Here is a 21,715-nt window from a genome sequence, read left to right as displayed (position 1 = left end):
ACATACAGGCTATTTGCAACAAAAGAGTTGGAAACGCGGAGGCTAAAAACATCTTTTTAGTTTATTATGGCGTACGTTCACACAGAAATGTTTATCTTTGCATTGGGAATGAATGGTGCCTTTGTGGGGCTGTCTGTCCCCACTTCTGATACATTACAGACATATTAAAACAGTTATAAAAAACGATAAATGGCACTGAACTATATTTGGATAGGATTCTTCTTGATCTCATTCATCTTTGGTATTATCTCTCTGTTGATGGGTGATACGACGATATTTCAGAAAATGGTTGATTCTACTTTTGATTCATCTAAGACTGCTTTTGAAACATCATTGGGCTTGACTGGAGTGTTGGCATTATGGTTGGGCATCATGAAGATTGGTGAAAAGGCTGGTGTTGTCAATGTTCTTGCACGTATGCTCAGCCCTTTTTTCACGAAACTGTTCCCTGATATTCCAAAGAATCACCCTGTAATGGGTTCTATCTTTATGAATATTGCATCTAATATGTTAGGACTTGACAATGCAGCTACTCCTACAGGACTGAAGGCAATGGCGCAGATGCAAGAGCTGAACACAAAGAAAGACACGGCAACTAACCCGATGATAATGTTCCTTGTACTGAATACTTCGGGCTTGACCATTATCCCTACGACGATTCTTGCTTTCCGAAGCTCTTACGGAGCAGTGCAACCTACGGACGTATTTATCCCTATCTTGCTTGCAACCACAGTCGCAACACTTGCCGGAATCATCCTTACAGCAGGTTGGCAGCGTATCAATATCTTCCAACCCACACTACTTGCAGGGCTTGTGGGACTGATAGGTTTTATTGGATTGGTTATTTGGGGCTTCGGACAAATGGATAAGGAGACGATGGGAACGGTGACATCTGTTGCCTCAAACCTCATTCTTATGTCGATTATTGTCCTTTTCATCGGTGCAGGTTTACTGAAGAAAGTGAATGTTTATGATGCTTTCATCGAAGGTGCAAAAGATGGATTCCAGACCGCTGTACGCATTATTCCTTACTTGGTTGCTATCCTTGTGGCTGTAGGAGTGTTCCGTGCATCGGGCGCAATGGACCTCTTGATACAGGGAGTTAAGTGGTGTGTAGAACAGTGTGGACTGAATACTGACTTTGTAGGAGCACTCCCAACCGCCTTTATGAAGCCTCTTTCGGGTAGCGGTGCACGTGGCTTAATGTTAGAAGCCATGAAGAACTATGGTCCAGACTCATTCGTTGGCAGATTGAGCTGTGTCTTCCAAGGTTCAACAGATACCACTTTCTACGTTTTAGCAGTTTACTTTGGAAGCATCAGCGTGAGATATACTCGCCACGCATTGGCATGTGGATTGTTAGCCGACTTGGCAGGTGTAATCGCCGCAATTGCTATATGCTATATTTTCTTTTAGGAGATAATTGAGTCTATTAAACTGTTGGGCTATTAGCCCTATAAGCCTTATTAGCCTAATAAGGCAAATAAGCTAAACTACAAAACAACAATGGCAAATTTAAAATCACTTGCAAAAGACACTGCCATCTACGGAATGAGCAGTATCATCGGAAGGTTTCTTAATTACCTTCTTGTACCCCTCTATACTGCTAAGATTAGTGCAGCGAGCGGTGGTTATGGTGTTATCACAAACATCTACGCCTATACTGCATTGCTATTGGTTATTCTGACCTACGGAATGGAGACCACTTTCTTCCGTTATGTCAATAAGACTGACCAAGATTCGAAGAAGGTTTATTCGACAACCTTGTCTATGGTAGGCCTTTCCTCACTGCTATTTATAGCGATGGTCTTTGTCTTTTTGCAGCCTATCAGTAACTTTATGGGTTATTCCGAACACCCTTCTTATATTTGGGTGATGGCTATCACAGTGGCAATTGATGCCTTTCAGGCTATCCCTTTTGCCTATCTACGATACAAGAAGCGCCCGATTAAGTTTGCTGCCTTTAAACTATTATTCATCGCTTTGAACATCGCTTTGAATCTTGTTTACTATCTTATCCTTGACGGACATGAGGTAGGTTATGCCTTCTATATCAACCTTGTATGTACAACAACTATCACTTTCTGTTTCAGGAAAGAGTTGAAAGACGGCTTCTTCTCAGGAGGTAAGCTACTTGATGTGCCTTTAGCAAAGAAGATGTTGTCGTATTCTTGGCCTATTCTCATTCTGGGTATTGCGGGAATTCTCAACCAGACGGCAGGTTATATCATCTTCCCTTATGTCTATAAGGACAGCGATGCACACGCACAATTGGGTATCTTTGGTGCTGCAAGTAAGATAGCAATGATTATGTCAATGATTACGCAGGCTTTCCGTTACGCCTACGAGCCATTCGTCTTTGGTAAGGCACGCGACAAAGACAACAAAGAAACCTATGCAAGAGCTATGAAATTCTTTATTATCTTTACGCTTCTTGCCTTCCTTGTCGTAATGGGTTATATGGATATTTTGCGCCATATCATCGGTCGTGACTACTGGGTAGGACTGAAAGTTGTACCTATTGTGATGGCTGGTGGTATTATGACAGGTGTTTATTTCAATCTAAGTTTCTGGTATAAGCTCATCGATAAGACGATTTGGGGAGCTTACTTCTCAGGGATTGGATGTGCTGTAATCATCGGAATCAACGTCATTTTCGTGCCGAAATACGGTTATATTGCCTGCGCTTGGGCAGGTTTCTTGGGTAATGCTACGGCAATGGTGCTGTCATATATTGTTGGTCAGCGTAAGTATCCGATAGACTATCCATTGAAGAGTATCTTTGTCTATCTGCTGATAGCTGGTCTCTTCTTTGCTATCATCAGCTATACTAACGCTAATCTGCCCGTTCCTGCAGCCTTGGGAATCAATACATTGGTGATTATTCTCTTTATAGCTCACGTGCTTTATCACGACTTTCCGCTGCAAAAATTACGCAGTCGGTTTGCAAAGAAATAAACAAGTATCATTTAATCAATAATATCATTATGAAGAAATCGACTTTACTTATAGCCGGACTTCTCGCATTGGGTAGTACATCCATGCATGCCGACGAAGGTATGTGGACGCTCTACAACTTGCCAGATGCCGTCTATGAACAAATGGTAGCCGAAGGATTCCAGTTGCCACGTAACATGCTTTACGGCGCACCTAACGCTATTAGCAATTCTGTTATCAACTTTTCTGGCTTCTGCTCAGGTGTTGTTGTGTCACCGAAAGGTCTTGTTTTCACCAACCACCACTGTGGATTCGGTGCAATTAATGCCCTTTCAACCGTTGAACACGACTACATGAAGGATGGTTTCTATGCAAAAAGCTATGCAGAGGAACTACCAAGCAAGGATTTGTTCGTGTCTTTCATGAAGAAACAAGAGGATATTACTCCTCGCGTTAATAAGCTTATTGCAGGTAAGAATGCTGAACAGACAGAGGCTATCATTGATTCTCTTACAAATCATTTGACCGACTCTATTAAGGCGATTGATAAGACATTGCATATCAGTGTAGATGCTTTCTATGAGGGAAATAAGTACTATGCAACTACTTATCAGGACTTCCAAGATGTTCGTTTGGTATTTACTGTTCCAAAGAGTATGGGTAAGTTTGGTGGAGAAACAGACAACTGGATGTGGCCACGACAAACAAGTGACTTCTCTGTTTTCCGTATCTATGCCGACCCTAAGACCAACGGACCAGCTGCTTATTCAAAGGATAATGTGCCTTATCAGCCAGAAAACTGGGCTCCTGTAAGTCTTCAGGGCTACAAGGACAAGGATTTTGCGATGACAATTGGCTATCCGGGTTCTACAAGTCGTTACTTGTCGTCATACGGTATACAGCAGCGTAGAGATATAGAGAACACCGTTCGTGTGCAGGCTCGCGACATCAAGCTCGCTCTTATGAAGAAGTATATGGACAAGAACGGTAAGACTCGCCTCCAATATGAGAACAAGTATGTTACATCAGCTAACTACTGGAAGAACTCTATTGGTATGAATAAATGTATCGATTCCATCGGTTTGATTCGTCAGAAGGCTGAATATGAGGCTAAGATACAAAGATGGTTGGATGAGAAGACAGTGAAGGACCCAACTGTAAATGTTGACTTTGCTAAGTTGGCCAACCTTTATAAAGAGAGCAATGACGTTGCTTTGGCTCAGGCTTACTGGAACGAGTCATTCTGGAAGGTGTCAGAGTTTGTTCAGAGAGCTATTGATATCACTCGTGGTGCAATCGAACCACAGGGAGATAAGGATGATTCAGCAAAGCAATACATGCAGTTTAAGGACAATAGCAGCGACTGGAATATTGCGCTTGATAAGGAGATGACAGCCGCTATGTTGAAGAACTATGCCGCACACGTACCTGCTCAATATCTGCCAGAGGAGTTCAAACTCATCAAGACAAAGTTCGGTAACAACTATAAGAAGTACACTGACTGGCTCTATTCAAAGAGTAATCTGCTCACTAAGGACTACAAGTTCTTTAATAATGAGAAGACTTTTGAGGACCCGGGTATCCAACTTGGTATACAGCTCGTAATGGTTTATCAGGAAGTTATGACCAGCTATGCAGAAAAACTTGCTGCTATCGAGCAGGAAGAGAAGAAACTCTGCGAGGCAAAGGTGCAGATGGAGATGGATATGCCACATTATAGTGATGCCAATTTCACCATGCGTATGTCTTATGGACAGGTGGGTGGCTATATGATTGGTGGTTTCGATAGCAACTACTACACCACAGCAGAGAGTATTGTTGAGAAGATGAAGAAGGGTAAGAAACTTGAAGATTACAAGGTAGAGCCTATCATGATGGAACTTATGAGTGCTAAGGACTTCGGTCGTTATGCTGATAAGACAACTGGTAAGATGCAACTTTGCTTCCTTACCAACAATGATATCACTGGTGGTAACTCAGGTTCTCCAATGTTCGATGGTAAGGGTCGCCTTATTGGTCTTGCTTTCGACGGCAACTGGGATAGCCTTTCAAGCGACATCAACTTCGATCGTAAGCTCGCACGTTGTATTGGTGTTGACATCCGTTTCGTCCTTTACTTGATGGATAAGTGGGGTCATGCTGACCGCCTTTTGAAGGAAATTAACCCACAGTAAGAGTTACTCTTAATATATTAAAAGAGGTATGTTCAAGAATGAACGTACCTCTTTTATTTTGTGAAGGTGTATCTATAAGTGTATTTATTGACTTTTACAACAAGCATCTAATATCTTTTTTAGATAATAGAGAAAAGGATAATCATTAATATTATTAGCAACAAAACATAACAGAATAGTCCCAGTTGATATTCTTTCTTTGTCAGTAATGCCTCTCGTTCTTTCATCTTTCGTTCGGGAAACATACGAAACATTAAGAGGTATAAGGGAACGACAATAACTGCACCTATTAGGTAATCCCCTGATTTTGAGCCTGTATGCCAAAATTTTAATACACTCTGCATATTTAATAAAACAATTATTATAAAGAAACAAAGTGTAAACAGTGCGAGAAGGTTTGTCAAGGTAGCAAAATAAGGAATGCTTCTGTTAGCCCCTCTCATATTAAAACGGTATAAACTGGCTATGATTTTGTACATAGTTATTGCTGGTAAACTGAGAAACTGCTTTCATATGGGTGATACCTTACGATATACGATACCGGTAATAGCCTTCTCTCTTTCCCCTTTTAGCTATCGTGTTGAGGCTCCGCACTACTCGTGCTGATGCTCCGCACGAATGGTGCTAATGCTTCGCACGGATGGTGCGGATGCCTAATACCCTTCATAAATGGAGCAATGACCTATACGAAAGATTATCAATGTATAGCCTATTTATCGAAAGTCTCTCCAACGTTATGCGCTAAGTCTCCCTCCCCTTTGGGGAGGGTCGGGGAGGGGTCTTTTACTTCTTTGGTCTGCGTCTTGCCCAACCTTCCTCAGAGAAGTCTGGTTCATCGCCTTTCAACTTAGCAGGACCACCCTTCATAAGTTCTTTCCAATCATCTTTCTTGAACTTATGCTGTCCGCCAAAAGGATTGTCATCATACTGACGACGACCACGCCCCTTGCGCTCACGAGACTCCTGACGTCCCTCGCCACGGCTTCCGTAACCACCACGTCCACCTGCAGAGCGACCGTTGCCACCTGCTGAACGACCATTAGACGAGCGACCATGACCACCTTCTTCGGCATCGTTACAACGTACCTTACGGCCTTTGTAGGTTGCACCGTCCAGTGACTGCATCACCTTCTGTGCATCCTGCTCTGGCACTTCGATGTAGCTCTGCTTAGCAAGGAGGTCGATATGTCCTACTGCCTGCTTACCATGTACATTCTTATTGATGAACTGCATTACCTCGCCCGGATAAAAACCATCTGCCTTACCGAGGTTGATAAAGAGTCGCTTGTAGCCACTCTCCGCCTTACGTGGACCACGGCTGCGGCTTCCTCTGCCTTCACCTCTTGTGCCACGGCTGTCCTCACGAGAATTACGTGATGATGGCTTCTCAATCTCTTGAGCATTCTTATAATACTCAAGGAAGCGACCGAAGGTTGCAGTTACAATCTTCTTAATGACAATCTCCTTATCGATATACTCAAATTGGCGGTTGATATCCTTCATGTAAGGAGCAATCTGGTCCTCATCAACGTCTGTCTTCAGAATGTCATCCATTGTCTTAAACAGCTGCTTCTTGCAGATTTCCTCTGGTGAAGGCAGTGTTCCGTCAACAAACTCTTTACTGATTTCGCGTTCAATATTACGTACCTTATATTTCTCACGTGAGTGGATAATCGAGATAGAAGTACCCTTCTTGCCTGCACGACCTGTACGGCCAGAGCGGTGGGTATAGTTCTCAATATCATCAGGCAGACCATAGTTGATAACGTGTGTCAAGTCGTTCACATCTAATCCACGTGCTGCAACGTCTGTTGCCACGAGAATTTGTGTAAGATGTGAGCGGAACTTCTGCATCGTAAGGTCACGCTGCTGCTGTGAGAGGTCGCCATGCAACGCCTCAGCATTGTATCCGTCCTTAATCAACTTATCGGCAATCTCCTGCGTCTCAATCTTTGTACGACAGAACACAATTGCATAAATCTTTGGATAGAAGTCAACCAATCGCTTCAAAGCAAGGTACTTGTCGCGTGCATTCACCATATAATAGATATGGTTTACACTCTCAGCACCCTCGTTACGGCTGCCCACAACAATCTCTTTATAGTCGTGTAGATAACCCTTTGCAACGCGCTCAACGTCACGACTCATCGTAGCCGAGAACAACAATGTGTTACGGTCTTCAGGCACACCAGTCAAAATCTCGGTGATACTCTCTTGGAACCCCATGTTAAGCATCTCGTCAGCCTCGTCCAAAACAACGTTTCTAACCTTGTCAAGACAAGCCTTTCCACGGTGCATAAGGTCAATCAGTCGACCCGGTGTAGCCACGATAATCTGTACACCATGGCGCAACTGGCGAATCTGTGTATCAATAGATGCACCACCATAGACAGCTGCGATGTGCAGATGAGGGATATACTTACTAAATTCCTTCAAGTCATCGGCAATCTGCAAGCAAAGTTCACGCGTAGGACTAAGCACAACCGCCTGTGTTTCCTTGCTGCTTGTGTCAATACGTTGCAGCAAAGGCAGACCGAATGCAGCCGTCTTACCCGTACCGGTCTGTGCCAGTGCGATGACGTCGTTACGATTACCAAGTAAATAAGGGATTACTTCTTCTTGTACAGGCATTGGATTTTCAAATCCAAGCTCACTAATGGCGCGACGAATCTCTTCGCTCACACCTAACTCTTCAAATGTCTTCAAATTCGTTTGTTTATTTTTTATTATCCTATATAAAAGGTAAGCTCACCACCAAACGAACCCACTAAAAAGACACTTGCCTGCGACGGGCTTCAACCAGTCAGTACGCAGACTCTCAGGTGGTATGTTACCTTTAATTGGCTGCAAAGGTACGTTAAGAAGTTGAGATGAGCAAATAAAACCCTTTATAAATCAATGGAATGGAAGAAAAAGAAAGGATATTGGGTGGATGAGTAGATGAGAAATCTAAAAAAAAGTTGATAGATTAAAGTATTTTATCACAAGCTATTAAAAATATATTATGAAAACACTTGTATTGTTATAAAGTCTAAAAGTGTCATTGAATAATCTCGAATTACATCTTTTTTTATGTATTTTTTTGTAACTTTGCATTGTCAAATAGAAAAATAGTCGTTATTAAAGTTAATTATTTGAGTTAGTACAAGGACACATGATTTACGTGAGTAAGTCTGATGTTAAACGAAAGGCTTCGCAGTGATGCGAAGCCTTTCTTCTTTTATTCTATATGTAAAGAGGCGGCTTCTGTTAAATGCATGGATTGGAAATAGTGTCAAAGCTTACGCATTGGCGTGGTGTGGATATGCTCAAATTAGATGGTTTTACAAATGGAAAAACTGCAAGATAATATGCAATTCGATATTATCGCTATCCGTAATCTTCAAATATCTTATTCTCACTTTATGGTTGCATGTAAATTATTTTCATGTGGCTCAAAACCAACACATGCTCTTTTGGCTTCTTAAAGACGCTTAATTGACTTGCAAAAGGTGCCCTTTAAGACCCTTACTAACGCCCTTTTGAAGTCCAATTAAGCACCTCTTACTTTGCTGTTTTATAACCAATTGATTTTCTGTCGGTTATAAGTCTGCCTCTTATTCGTATTTTTGTCGTTATTTATAGCTTTTTTACTTGAAGTTTTGTAATGATTTTTCTGCGCCTTGTTTGTGATTTTGAAGTATTAAACTGAAGGAGTTTTCTATGGCAGAAGATGACCATAGAATAGTTAGTTGAACGTCTTAGCTATGTTTTTGTTTGATGAGTAACTCCAGTTCTTCCATTAAGACTATACGAAGCGCATCCTACATTTTACGGAAAAGGAACCACAAAAATAGTAAGAGTATATTAAAAGGAAATGAATAGCAAGTTAAGCGATTTAACATCTGATAATTAGCAGACCTAAAATAAATTCGTTTTTATTTGGGTGTTACATATATAATAGGTAAATTTGCACGGATTAATTTTTTCGGGACGCGTGAGAAGGTAAACGTCAAGGCATTCGAGCCTACCTAAAGTTACCGCTTTTGGTTCCCAAAGATGTTGGTCAAAACAATAAGTATTTTAAAATTTTAGATGAACGTAATTACGAAAACAGTTCAATTGCCAGATGGAAGAACCATCTCAATTGAAACCGGAAAGGTTGCAAAGCAGGCTGATGGTGCAGCAGTTCTCCGCATGGGTAACACTGTACTTCTCGCTACTGTTTGTGCAGCTAAAGAGGCAGTTCCGGGAACAGACTTCATGCCTTTGCAAGTTGATTATCGCGAGCAGTATGCTGCCGCAGGTCGTTTCCCTGGTGGTTTCACCAAGCGCGAAGGCAAAGCCAATGACGACGAAATCCTTACATCACGCCTTGTGGACCGTGTTCTTCGTCCACTTTTCCCATCAGATTATCACTGTGAAGTTTATGTACAGGTAATGTTGCTGTCAGCTGACGGCGTTGATCAGCCTGATGCACTTGCTGGTTTGGCAGCTTCTGCAGCGCTTGCAGCTTCAGATATTCCAATCGAGCATACTACTTCAGAGGTTCGTGTTGCACGTGTTAACGGCGAGTACGTTATCAACCCAACATTCCCACAGATGAAGGAAGCTGATATGGACCTCATGGTTGGTGCTACCAAGGACAATATCATGATGGTAGAGGGTGAGATGGACGAGGTTACTGAGCAGGATCTTATCGGTGCTTTGAAGGCTGCACATGAGGCAATTAAACCTATGTGTGAAATGCAGGAAGAACTTTCAAAGGCTTGCGGTACAGATGTTAAGCGTACCTACGAAGATGAAGTCAATGATGAGGAGTTGCGTGAGGAACTTCGTAAGGCTACATACGACGCTTGCTACGCTCAGGCTCAGAGCGGTGATGATGATAAGAAGCACCGTGAGGAGACCTATGACAAGATTAAGTCTGATTTCATCGAGGCTTATGACGCAGCTCACACAGACCTTTCAGAAGACGACCTCGAAGAAAAACACACTCTTATTGACCGTTACTTTGCTGATGTTCAGCGTGACTCTATGCGCCGTAGCGTACTTGATACGGGCAAGCGTATGGACGGTCGTGCAACAGATGAGATTCGCCCTATCTGGTGCGAGATTGATACATTACCAATGCCACACGGAAGTTCTCTCTTCCAGCGTGGTGAGACAATGTCTCTCTCTACTTGTACTCTCGGTACAAAGATGGACGAGAAGATGGTTGATAACGTTTTGGAGAAGAGCTACCAGCGCTTCCTCCTTCACTATAACTTCCCTCCATTCTGTACAGGTGAGGCTAAGGCTCAGCGTGGTGTAGGGCGTCGCGAGATTGGTCATGGTCACCTTGCATGGCGTGGTTTGAAGGGTCAGATTCCTGCTGACTTCCCTTACACTGTTCGTTTGGTAAGTCAGATTCTTGAGTCTAATGGTTCTTCTTCTATGGCAACAGTTTGTGCAGGTACACTCGCATTGATGGATGCAGGTGTTCCAATGAAGAAGCCAGTATCAGGTATCGCAATGGGTCTTATTAAGAACCCAGGAGAAGATAAGTATGCAGTGTTGAGTGATATCCTCGGTGATGAGGACCACTTGGGCGATATGGACTTCAAGACAACTGGTACTAAGGACGGTTTGACCGCAACTCAGATGGATATCAAGTGTGACGGTCTGTCATTCGAGATTCTTGAGAAGGCGCTTATGCAGGCAAAGGCAGCTCGTGAGCATATCCTTGGCATCATGACTGAGACTATCTCTGAGCCACGTGCTGAGATGAAACCACAGGTTCCACGTATCGTTCAGTTGGAGATTCCTAAGGAGTTCATTGGTGCTGTTATCGGTCCTGGTGGTAAGATTATCCAGCAGATGCAGGAAGAAACAGGTGCTACTATCACTATCGAGGAGACTGATGGTGTTGGTAAGGTACAGGTTTCTGCCCCTAACAAGGATTCAATCGATGCTGCCCTTGGTAAGATTAAGGCAATCGTTGCCGTTCCAGAGATTGGTGAGGTTTACGAGGGTACAGTACGTTCAATTATGCCATACGGCTGCTTCGTAGAGATTCTACCGGGTAAGGACGGCTTGCTCCACATCTCAGAAATCGATTGGAAGCGCCTTGAGACTGTTGAAGAGGCAGGTATCAAGGAAGGCGATAAGCTGAAGGTAAAGCTCCTCGACATCGATCCTAAGACTGGTAAGTACAAGCTTTCACGCCGCGTATTGCTTGAGAAGCCAGAGGGTTATGTTGAACCACAGCGCCGTCCACGCGGTGATCGTCGTCCACGTCGTGACGGTGAGCGTCGTTTTGATGAGCGTCGTCCACGTCGTGAGCACAATGACTCCGAGCACAACGATTAATCTTTTTAGATAACGCAATACGCCCCCATCGAACCATGACATGGTTTGATGGGGGTTTTCTATTTCTGAAAAGGATAAGTATTGTATAAAATAATGGTGGATTAAAGACCTTTATAAAAAGATAATTAGCATTTTCAACAAAGCCTTATAGCGGTAATTTTAATTATTTATTAGTTTATTCTATTGTTAATAATGATAAAAAGAAAAACTTATTATTTGCTTTGTAACAAAATAATAAATATCTTTGCCGAATAATATTAAAGGCTTTAAATGGCAAAGCGAAACCAAAATACAAGACAGATGCTTATTGCATGGCTGCTGTTGGCACTATTCATGTTGCCGATGGTGGTTAAATCTGTGCATGTATGTCAGGTTGAGGCTGAGCTTGCAGCAAGTCATCAAACAACTGGTCAACACAGTCAGAGCCATGATGTTGAAGGTTGTCAGATTTGTCATTTTACCTTTTTCAATTACATGAAAGCTACTAACATCCAGTTGGATGGTGTAGTTATCATTTTCCTCGGCTTCCTCTTCGTTGCTTGCGTAACGAAATATGTACGTCCAGAAGTGGAAGTCATCAGCCTTAGGGCACCTCCTACAAGATTTTAAAGAGAGGTTGTATCTATATACTTTGGCGTATTCTTTATGCGTCTGAGAGGTTTTGGGGTGTTTTTGAAAATAATCTTAATCCCGTAATCTCAATAATATTATAAGGATACAGTCCCTAACGCAGACACAATTAGAGGATAATTGCGTCTTATTGGCTTTGGCAGTAATAGCCGAAAGCTGTATTTAGAGGTTAATAAAATCTCACAAGCAAATCCTCTTTATGTCGTCAATGCGCTCATTTCAGCCTTGTTATACATGCTTTTACGTAAGTATGACATTGGGCTAATATTCCATCATTTTATCAATATTCAACAACATTTGGAAATGAATAAAGCTTTATTAGCTTTTGTTCTTTCTCCTGTGTGCATGGCTGCATTTGCAGACAATCACTTGTCAAAAGGCACTTCAACACCGTTGGTTGCTGACGTAGACAGTAGTATTGTTATGCAGGATGTGACCGTATTGGGCAATAGACAGAAAGACATTCAGATGAGTTCATCGGTCAATACCATCAGTATTGGCAAAGAATTTCTGCAGGATAACTTCTCTGGAAGTTTGATGCAGAGCCTTAGTGGCATCCCTGGTGTGAAGGCAATGAACATTGGATCAGGACAATCAAAGCCTACAATACGTGGCCTGGGCTTCAATCGTATGGTTGTTACAGAGGATGGCATTAAGCATGAAGGACAGCAGTGGGGTGACGATCACGGACTGGAAATAGACCAGTTTGCCATCGACCACATTGACGTTGTCAAAGGTCCAGCAGCCTTACTCTATGGTTCTGATGCTATCGGTGGTGTCATCAATCTCTACGGTAACTACATTCCGACGAAAAATTTTCAAGGAGAAGTGTCACTCTTTGGGCGTACAAATAACGAGTCAATCGGTCTGTCTACTCGTTTGCAGGGTATCAACAGAGGCTTCTATTGGAAGTTAAATACGACACTCATAGACTATGCCGACTATAAAGTGCCAACGAATAGTATTCAATACTTCTCTTACGACATACCACTCAAAGATAAGCGTCTCCGTAATACGGCAGGTTTTGAACGTGATGGAAGTGTGACACTTGGTTATAAAGGAACTAACTTTCATACCGAGCTCAAGTTAACAGATGCCTACACAAAGAGTGGCTTCTTTGCTAATGCGCACGGATTAGAGGTGAGACTGTCGAGCATTGACTATGATAAATCACGTCGTGACATCGACTTACCTTACCAAAGTGTGAATCATTTGAAGGTAATGAGCCATACGGTTTACCAACAGGGAAAGCTTTCTTTAGAAGCAAATCTTGCCTATCAGAACAACCATCGTAAGGAACTTACTGAACCCATAGCGCATGGTTATATGCCAACACCACCGAATACACTGGAGCGTGAGTTCAAGAAAGATACTTACACGGCAAATCTTATGACGCGATTCGATTTGAATGAACGACACAGACTATCGGCAGGACTCAATGGTGAATATCAGCATAACCACCGTGCAGGATGGGGTTTTATCATTCCAGACTTTGAAACAACATCTTTCGGTGCCTATGCTTTTGATCGTTTCACCATCAAGAAAGATCTGATTATAAATGCTGGTGTGCGTTATGATCACGTAAAAACTAATATCCACAATTATACGGATTGGTTTAAGACACCCGTCAGTGCTACCGATTCGATTTATAAAGAACGTTCACAAGACCTCCATCGTTCGTTCAATAGTCTCACGTGGTCGGCTGGTATCAACTATGCTACGGGTAATTGGATTCTGAAGGCAAACGTTGGCAAAAGCTTCCGTGTGCCTATTCCAAAGGAGTTGGGTACAGATGGTGTCAATTATCATATCTTCCGATACGAGAAGGGAAATCCAAACCTCAATCCCGAAGAGTCTTATCAAGTGGATGCTGGTATTCATTGGGGTAATGATAGGTTTACGGTTCAGTTTGACCCATACCTTAACTATTTCCCAAACTACATCTATATGAACCCGACACCAAACTATTATGAGGGGCTGCAATGGTACTATTATACACAGAGTCGAGTTATCCGCTATGGGTTTGAGTTGCAAGCAGATTGGAAAATATTGCCATCATTGGACACAGAGTTCAAGGGTGAATATCTCTATGCCGAACAGCTGTCAGGTGAAAAGAAAGGTTATACACTTCCATTCTCTACTCCTTGGTCGGCAGATGCTACCCTTCGCTATCACTTCAATAGTAAGAACGTTGGCAACGAAGGCTTTGTAGCAATGAACTTGCACGTCACAGGTAGACAAAACAACATTGTTCCGCCAGAGAACCCAACACCTGGTTACTACACGTTGAACCTTACTGCGGGTAAAGATTTTGCCTTTGGTGACAGAATTTTACGTCTGAGTCTCAATGCAGAAAACCTCCTCAATCGTAGATATTACGACCATACGAGCTACTACCGACTCATTGATGTGCCAGAACCAGGACGCAACGTTGCGCTAATGGCTACCTTTGAGTTCTGATAAATAAGGACTTCAGTAAAGAAACAGATATAAAAGCTTGATCAAACACACTAATCTGAGACGTTGATGGGATGAGCATGGTGGGCAGGAATCAACAACACACTGTCCCCATGCCATCCTTTCTAAAAACAAAAAAAGAGATAAACAATAGAGATAAATAACCAAGGCGAAAGCCTTACTTAAAACATTTTACACAATGAAAAAGAAACTTTTATTGGGTGCTATGGCACTTCTGAGCATGTTCACAATGTCACTCACCTCATGCAGTGATGACAATGAATCTCCAACTAATGGTAACATCGTTTTTGAGAATGTAGAGATTGGTCACGACAACAGTAAACTTGGCAAGATTGGTCACGACATCCACTTGGAGTGTAAGATTAAGTCAAGCTCTAAGATTAAAGCTATTACCGTCTCACTTATCAAAGATGCAAACAATAAGGTTGAAAAGGCTTATAACAGTAGTAAGTATGTTGGCGTGCTCAACACCACTTTCCACGAGCATCTCGACCTCCCTTCAACACTTGCAGAGGGTAATTACACTTGCACCATTACAGTTACCAATGCCGAGGGAAGCGTAAAGTCTGTCAATAGCAAGGTCACTTTGAAGAAAGTTGTCGTAAACCCTAATGCACCAAAGATAACTAACTTGAAGGTAAATTCTATGTCAGGAACAGCCAACGGTAAGGTTACTTTCACCGCCAACATCGTAACAACATCTCCTGTTAACGAGATAGAGATAGAGTTCCATGGAGATAAGGAATATGAAGTAGAGGTAAAAGACTACAAGGGTAAGAATGGTAACATTACTTTCACAAAGGAGATTACTATCCCAGCAGAGTGCAAGGCTGGTAACTATGATATCCACTTCACTGTGAAGGATAGCAAGGGTCTCGAAACGACTGAGGAGATTGAAGGCTTCGTTATCAAATAAGTAGTTCTTATTTTGATAAACATCACTTCCTTTCTGTAAGAGGATTTCCTCATCAGTTCAGCTTATATAAGCCTATGTAAGAGACTGACTGGTGATTCTCTTTACAGAAAGGTAGCTCTCAAGTGACGAAAGATGAGACACAAAAAATAGATAACCACAAAAATAAGCAATATAGCATAGATTATGAAAAAAATCTTATTCAGTTTAACAACCGCCATAGTTCTATTTGGAGCAGTTGCTTGTTCAAGTAACGATGACACTGTAAAAGATACAGCGAAACCTGTTATCACTGACGAGGGTATCACAGCCAACCCAGTAGATTGCCAAGTCTATAATCGCGGTGAAAGTATCTCTTTCCGCTATCGATTCACTGACAATCAAGAATTAGGGAACTATAATCTTGAGATACATAACAACTTTGACCACCACACACATGGCACACAGGGACAATCATGTGAGTTAGACCAAAAGAAAGAAGCTACAAAGAATGCATTCTATTATAACAAGGACTTCTCAATCCCAAGTGGTAGTAAAGCATACGATGCAAGTCAAGAGATAAAAATTCCTGCTACTGCTGAACCAGGTGATTATCACTTCGTTATACGTGTTACAGACCAAACGGGAAATCAACAGATACGTGCAATGGCTATAAAGATTAAATAAATCTTATCCATAAAGGAAAATAAAGGTTAAAACATTCTTCTTTTTTAAATTAAATGCAATAACTTTGCACCTTGAGAGTTAAATAAGAGTTTACATATAAAACTAAAATGATTATGAAAAAAATTATGTTTATGGTAGCTGCTTGTGCAGCTATGGTAGCTTGTAATAATGGCAAGACTACTGCAAACAACGAGGGAGCAGATTCAGCAGTACAGGATTCAGCTGTAGCAGGTGACTCTGCCGTTTACGAGGGTTTGACACCTGCAGCTGACGTTGCTGGTATCAAGTATCGTGTTGCTTTGGCAAAGGATTCTACAAATGGTTTCAGCGTTTCTGAGTCTTACATGAAGTCAGATACTGAGGCTGACACTGTTTACAACTATACAGGTAAATATCAGGTTGTAGAGAAGGACGTTAAGGGTAAGAAGAATACCTACTACCAGTTCGAGTTGGGTAAGGATAATAAGACCAACTTCCTCGTAGTAAACGATTCTACACTTCGTCTTGTTAACTCTGACTTCGAGGAGCCAGCAGTTAATACAAAGGATATGAACTACGACTTGAAGTTGAAGTAAGGAGAATCTGTAAAAAACATGAATATAAAGAGGCTTGCCAAGGTTTATATGCCTTGTGCAAGTCCTTTTTGCGTTTATGATAGTAATCTTCTATAAGCATTCGTACGCATTGATATCTACCCAATAAGTAAAAGTTGTGGAAATAGGTACACTAAAAGCAAATTATAAAAAACCCTTCTAATCTTTGGAATAATAGTCCCAAATAAGAAAGATATTATCACATATAACAACATAAAGTTTTGTTTTATGTTGCTGTCATTTTTAACATTTCGCACATCTTGCTGTAATACAATAAGTTAAGTGTTAGCTGTAAATGATAGGAGTGACAGGAAAATTAAATTTATGGATTACACAGTAAAACGAATCAGCTAATTGGTATAATTTCTTTTCTGGTCCTCCTGATATCTGGAGCGATAAAGTAAGTCTCCGATATAATACCCCCCACACACAGAAAGAGAGCGTACATAGGTAAACATTATCACCCAATATTCAACACCCAATATTCAACACCCAATATTCAACACCCAATATTCAACACCCAACACCCAACACCCAACGCCCAACACCCAACACCCAACACAAGTAATCATTATCACCCAACACCCATCACTCAAGTCTTTATTTACTGATAGAAAGTCGTAATCTATTTTTTTGCTACTATTGGATAGTCTTTTACGCTTTTTGTTATCTTTGCATGAAAGAGAATATTAACGCTGATAATCTTTAGGCATAAAATAATAACCATATTATACTTTAACAAAACAATGAAGAAAACTAATATTGCTCTTATTGGGCTACTAATGGGATGGGCAAGCGTTGCCAACGGACAGACTGTAAAGTCTCCGAATGGTAATATTGCCGTGTCTTTCTCACTAACGGGAAACGGTATTCCTACTTATGAGATGATTTATAAGGGTAAGGCTGTTGTAAAGCCTTCGCACTTGGGTTTGGAATTGGCCAAGAACAAACATGCCAGCAAAGGCATGGAAGAAACCAGCCTTATGGACGGTTTCGAGAAGACAGGTACCAAGACAACAACTTTCGATGAGACTTGGAAACCTGTTTGGGGTGAAACTGCCACCATTCGTAACCATTATAACGAATTGGAAGTAGACCTCAATCAGCCAAGCAGCAAGCGTAACATTGTTATCCGTTTCCGTGTTTATGACGATGGAATGGGGCTTCGTTATGAATTCCCACAGCAGCCAGAACTGAACTACTTTATTATAAAGGAGGAACATACCCAGTTTGCTATGGCAGGCGATCACACCGCATGGTGGCTTCCTGGAGACTATGATACACAAGAGCAGGAAACACAGGAGTCAAAGCTTTCTGAGATTCGCAAGCGTTTCCATGATGCTGTAAACTGGGATAACTCATCAGTTGCTGTATTCTCAGATACTGGTGTACAAACTTCTTTGCAGATGAAGTCTACTGATGGCCTTTACATTAACATTCATGAAGCAGCATGTGCAAACTATGCTACAATGCACCTAAATCTTGACGACAAAACAATGACCTTTGAGTCATGGCTTACTCCTGATGCTACAGGTTTAAAGGGTTTCATGCAGACGCCTTGCGAAACACCTTGGCGTACGGTGATGGTGAGCGATGATGCACGTGATATGCTTGCCAATAATCTCATCCTCAATCTCAACGAACCATGTAAGATTGAAGATACCTCATGGATTCATCCGACAAAGTACTGTGGTGTTTGGTGGGAGATGATTGCTGGTGCTAAGTCTTGGGCTTATACGGATGAGTTCAGTTCTGTTAAGCTTGGTGAGACAGATTATGCACATGCAAAACCAAACGGACGTCACGCAGCCAACACTGCTAACGTGAAGAAATACATCGACTTTGCAGCTGCAAACGGCTTAGACCAGGTGTTGGTTGAGGGTTGGAATATTGGTTGGGAAGACTGGTTTGGTCATTGGAAGAACTACGTATTCGACTTCGTTACCCCTTATCCTGACTTTGATATTAAAGGCTTGAATGAGTATGCTCACTCTAAGGGAGTGAAGTTGATGATGCACCATGAGACTTCCTCAAGCACCCAAAATTATGAGCGTCACATGGAAAAAGCCTTCCAATTGATGAATAAATATGGTTATGATGCGGTGAAGACAGGCTATGTTGGCGATATTATTCCACGTGGCGACCACCATTATTCACAGTCAATGAACAATCACTATCTGCACGTTGTCAAAGAAGCTGCTAAGCATCACATCATGGTAAACGGTCATGAAGCAACTCGCCCTACAGGCCTTTGTCGTACATGGCCTAACCTTGTTGGTAATGAGTCAGCACGTGGAACAGAGTATGAAGCATTCGGTGGTAGTGATCCTAACCACACTGTTATCCTTCCATTTACTCGTCTTCAGGGCGGACCAATGGATTATACCCCTGGTATTCTTGAGACTCAGCTCTCAACATGGTGTGATAATAAGAGCTATGTACACACAACTCTCGTTGGACAGTTGGCACTCTATCTAACCATGTATAGCCCACTTCAGATGGCAGCCGACCTTCCAGAGAACTATCAAAAGTATAACGATGCTTTCCAATTCATTAAGGATGTAGCTTGCGACTGGGATGATAGCCGTTATCTTGAGGCGGAACCAGCACGCTACGTGACTGTTGCGCGTAAGGCAAAGGGTACTAATAACTGGTTTGTTGGTGGAAAGACTGGTATTGCACCACACCTCAGTGTTCTCAAACTCGACTTCCTCGACAAGGGTCGTAAGTATGAGGCAACCATCTATGCTGACGCTAAGGATGCCGATTACGAAAAGAATCCAAAGGGATATACCATTACGAAGCGTACTGTCAAGAAGGGCGATGTCCTCAAGCTCCAGCAGGTTCGCGGAGGTGGTTTTGCCATCAGCTTGAAAGCACTTTAAATTAGTTTTTTTTATTGGTATTAGCTAAAAATAAGATATAATACCGCAGAGAAGCGTAACGGCTCATAATGTCAGAGGGTTATATCCGCTGAATAGTAGCTTACGATTCTCTGCGGTCTTTTTGTCCTTGCTATGAAGCGTTGTACCTACTTTTATAGGCTTATAACAGATATAAAATGTTCTTTTTAATTAATGATAGACGTATCGGAGGATAAACAAAAAGACAAGTGAACTGAAAAGACTGACAACTTCCTATCTATTCATAATAAGGTTTTGTATTTTCTAAAAGTAATTTGCTCCTTTTTCGATTAGAATATGTAAAATATTTTCGTACCACATAAAACCTATATACGCTCTTTTGACTTTGAAAAGATGCCCAATTGGCTTGCAAAAGATGCCCTTTAAGACCCTTACTAACGCCCTTTTGAAGTCTAATTAAGCACCTTTTGCAAGAGTCTCTTGTAACTTATTGATAACGTGTTAGTTGCAAATTTGCTATTTATGCTTACTGGGGACTGTTTTTATAGGACTTTTTCTTGAGAAAGTGTAATGATTTTTCAAATTATTATCAGCGTATTTTAGGTCTTAATGCTTTTGATATGTAAGTGTAAAGTTGATGGTGAAGTAAATGACGGAAAGTGATTGATTGAAGTGTAATTAGACTGTAAATAAAATAATAATAGTCTATTTTAGTCTATTAAATGCAACTCCTCTATTGGCGAATATACACAAACCAATAGAGGAGGAGCGTAGAGACTGTTCGCTTGTGGGGGGACAGCTAATTTATTTTGCTTTCAGTATCAAACGCAGACTCTGCTTATAATTAATATAGTTCCATACCCAGTTGAGCAGAATAAACGTCTTGTTCTTCACGCCGAGGATAGAACGAAGGTGAACAACGAGCCACAGTGCCCAAGCTGGGAAGCCACCGAACTTCTTTCCAGAGATTTCTGCAACAGCATGGTTGCGCCCAATTGTTGCCATTACACCGAGATTCTTATATCTAAAAGGCTTTGATTCCTTACCTTTAGAAATGGCTTTGAAGTTCTTTGCAACGGTCTTTGCCTGCTGCATTGCTACTTGTGCCAACTGTGGATGACCGAGTGGGTATTCTTCATCGCCTTCAACAAGACTCAAATCGCCAATAGCATAGATATCTTTAACGCCTTTCACCCGACAGAAGCGGTCGGTCAGCAGTCTACCTCCATGTCCGATGCTCTCCGCAGGAAGACCTTCGATAGCGTTTGCACAAATACCACTCACCCATATAACCGTCTGTGAAGGAATCTCCAAGCCAGCACTTGTCTTCAGTATACCATCTTTATATTCTGTTGCAAACTGTGGTTGGCGGATATGTACGTGTAACTCTTTTAGGTCGCGTTCTGCACGCTTTGACGAAATAGGGTCCATACTCGCAAGAAGGCGGTCGCCTGCATTCACAAGATAGATATGCATTTGTGAAGAGTCAAGGTCAGGGTAATCACGGGCTATGATATTCTTCTTCATCTCAGCCACAGCACCAGAAATCTCCACGCCTGATGCACCACCTCCTACAACGACAATATTCATCAAGGCTTGTTTGCGTACTGGGTCTTCCTCTGTCAGCGCAAGTTCTAAATTACGCAGAATGGTGTTACGGAGTCGCATTGCCTCACTGACCGATTTCATCGGGAGTGTGGTAGCCTCAATGTCCTTGTTGCCGAAGAAGTTTGTCTTTGCACCAAAAGCCAATACAAGATAGTCGTATTCAATCTCGCCTACCGTCGTGTTGATGGTCTTTTTAACCGAATCCACCGACTTTACCTCTGCCATACGGAAGAAGAAATCCTTCCGTCCCTGGAATAGTCGACGGAAAGGAAAGGAGATACTACTCGGTTCAAGACCACCTGATGCAACCTGATAAATTAGTGGAGGGAACTGGTGATAGTTGTTTTTATCAACCAATACAACTTGATAATCACCACCTACTAACTTGAAAGCCAATTCTATGCCTCCCAGTCCACCACCAACGATGACGATTCTCTTTTTTTCTGTGCGTTCAATGTTCGCTTTCATTATCCTATCTATCTTTATTATTTGTTATACGTTTGTATGTTAGTCTCTATTGAC

At 41.8% G+C, this 21,715-nt stretch carries 12 protein-coding genes; 10 read left to right on the top strand and 2 right to left on the bottom strand.

Going from position 1 to position 21,715, the window contains the following annotated elements; genetic code table 11:
- Positions 1–189: 189 nt before the first annotated feature.
- The 3 genes from J5A56_RS07610 (at position 190) to J5A56_RS07600 (ending at position 5,111) form a co-directional block, all read left to right on the top strand.
- The gene (locus J5A56_RS07610; RefSeq protein WP_021672466.1) at positions 190–1,416 is read left to right on the top strand and encodes a nucleoside recognition domain-containing protein; all 1,227 of its coding nucleotides are present in this window, start codon (positions 190–192) and stop codon (positions 1,414–1,416) included.
- Positions 1,417–1,506: 90 nt separating this feature from the next.
- Entirely contained in the window at positions 1,507–2,958 is a 1,452-nt protein-coding gene (locus J5A56_RS07605; RefSeq protein ID WP_021672465.1) for an oligosaccharide flippase family protein, read from the top strand.
- Positions 2,959–2,987: 29 nt separating this feature from the next.
- Positions 2,988–5,111, top strand: coding sequence for a S46 family peptidase (locus tag J5A56_RS07600; protein WP_021672464.1), 2,124 nt, complete (start codon positions 2,988–2,990; stop codon positions 5,109–5,111).
- Between the two features lie 783 nt (positions 5,112–5,894).
- On the opposite strand, the gene J5A56_RS07595 is transcribed toward J5A56_RS07600, so the two are convergent.
- Complete coding sequence (locus J5A56_RS07595) at positions 5,895–7,817, bottom strand: DEAD/DEAH box helicase (protein WP_021672462.1); 1,923 nt, start codon at positions 7,815–7,817, stop codon at positions 5,895–5,897.
- Positions 7,818–9,185: 1,368 nt separating this feature from the next.
- On the opposite strand from J5A56_RS07595, the gene pnp reads away from it, so the two are divergent.
- From pnp to J5A56_RS07560, 7 genes are all read left to right on the top strand, one after another.
- The gene (gene pnp / locus J5A56_RS07590; RefSeq protein ID WP_021672461.1) at positions 9,186–11,441 is read left to right on the top strand and encodes a polyribonucleotide nucleotidyltransferase; all 2,256 of its coding nucleotides are present in this window, start codon (positions 9,186–9,188) and stop codon (positions 11,439–11,441) included.
- Positions 11,442–11,711: 270 nt separating this feature from the next.
- The gene (locus J5A56_RS07585; protein ID WP_021672459.1) at positions 11,712–12,050 is read left to right on the top strand and encodes a hypothetical protein; all 339 of its coding nucleotides are present in this window, start codon (positions 11,712–11,714) and stop codon (positions 12,048–12,050) included.
- A gap of 324 nt (positions 12,051–12,374) precedes the next feature.
- A complete protein-coding gene (locus tag J5A56_RS07580) occupies positions 12,375–14,531 on the top strand; it encodes a TonB-dependent receptor (RefSeq protein WP_036920144.1) in 2,157 nt (718 codons plus the stop codon).
- Between the two features lie 196 nt (positions 14,532–14,727).
- Entirely contained in the window at positions 14,728–15,465 is a 738-nt protein-coding gene (locus tag J5A56_RS07575; protein ID WP_021672457.1) for a DUF4625 domain-containing protein, read from the top strand.
- 183 nt (positions 15,466–15,648) lie between these two features.
- Positions 15,649–16,128, top strand: a complete 480-nt coding sequence (locus J5A56_RS07570) for a DUF4625 domain-containing protein (protein WP_021672456.1) — start codon at positions 15,649–15,651, stop codon at positions 16,126–16,128.
- Between the two features lie 113 nt (positions 16,129–16,241).
- Positions 16,242–16,703 carry a copper resistance protein NlpE N-terminal domain-containing protein gene (locus J5A56_RS07565; RefSeq protein WP_036920164.1) on the top strand — a complete coding sequence of 154 codons (462 nt, stop codon included), beginning with the start codon at positions 16,242–16,244 and terminating at the stop codon, positions 16,701–16,703.
- 764 nt (positions 16,704–17,467) lie between these two features.
- Positions 17,468–19,606: a glycoside hydrolase family 97 protein gene (locus J5A56_RS07560; protein WP_021672452.1), complete on the top strand. Its 2,139-nt coding sequence runs from the start codon at positions 17,468–17,470 to the stop codon at positions 19,604–19,606.
- Between the two features lie 783 nt (positions 19,607–20,389).
- On the opposite strand, the gene J5A56_RS07555 is transcribed toward J5A56_RS07560, so the two are convergent.
- A complete protein-coding gene (locus tag J5A56_RS07555; RefSeq protein ID WP_021672451.1) occupies positions 20,390–21,661 on the bottom strand; it encodes an NAD(P)/FAD-dependent oxidoreductase in 1,272 nt (423 codons plus the stop codon).
- Positions 21,662–21,715: the final 54 nt, after the last annotated feature.

Source organism: Prevotella melaninogenica (assembly GCF_018128065.1).
Classification (GTDB): domain Bacteria; phylum Bacteroidota; class Bacteroidia; order Bacteroidales; family Bacteroidaceae; genus Prevotella.
This window is presented reverse-complemented; position numbering and strand designations above follow the sequence as displayed.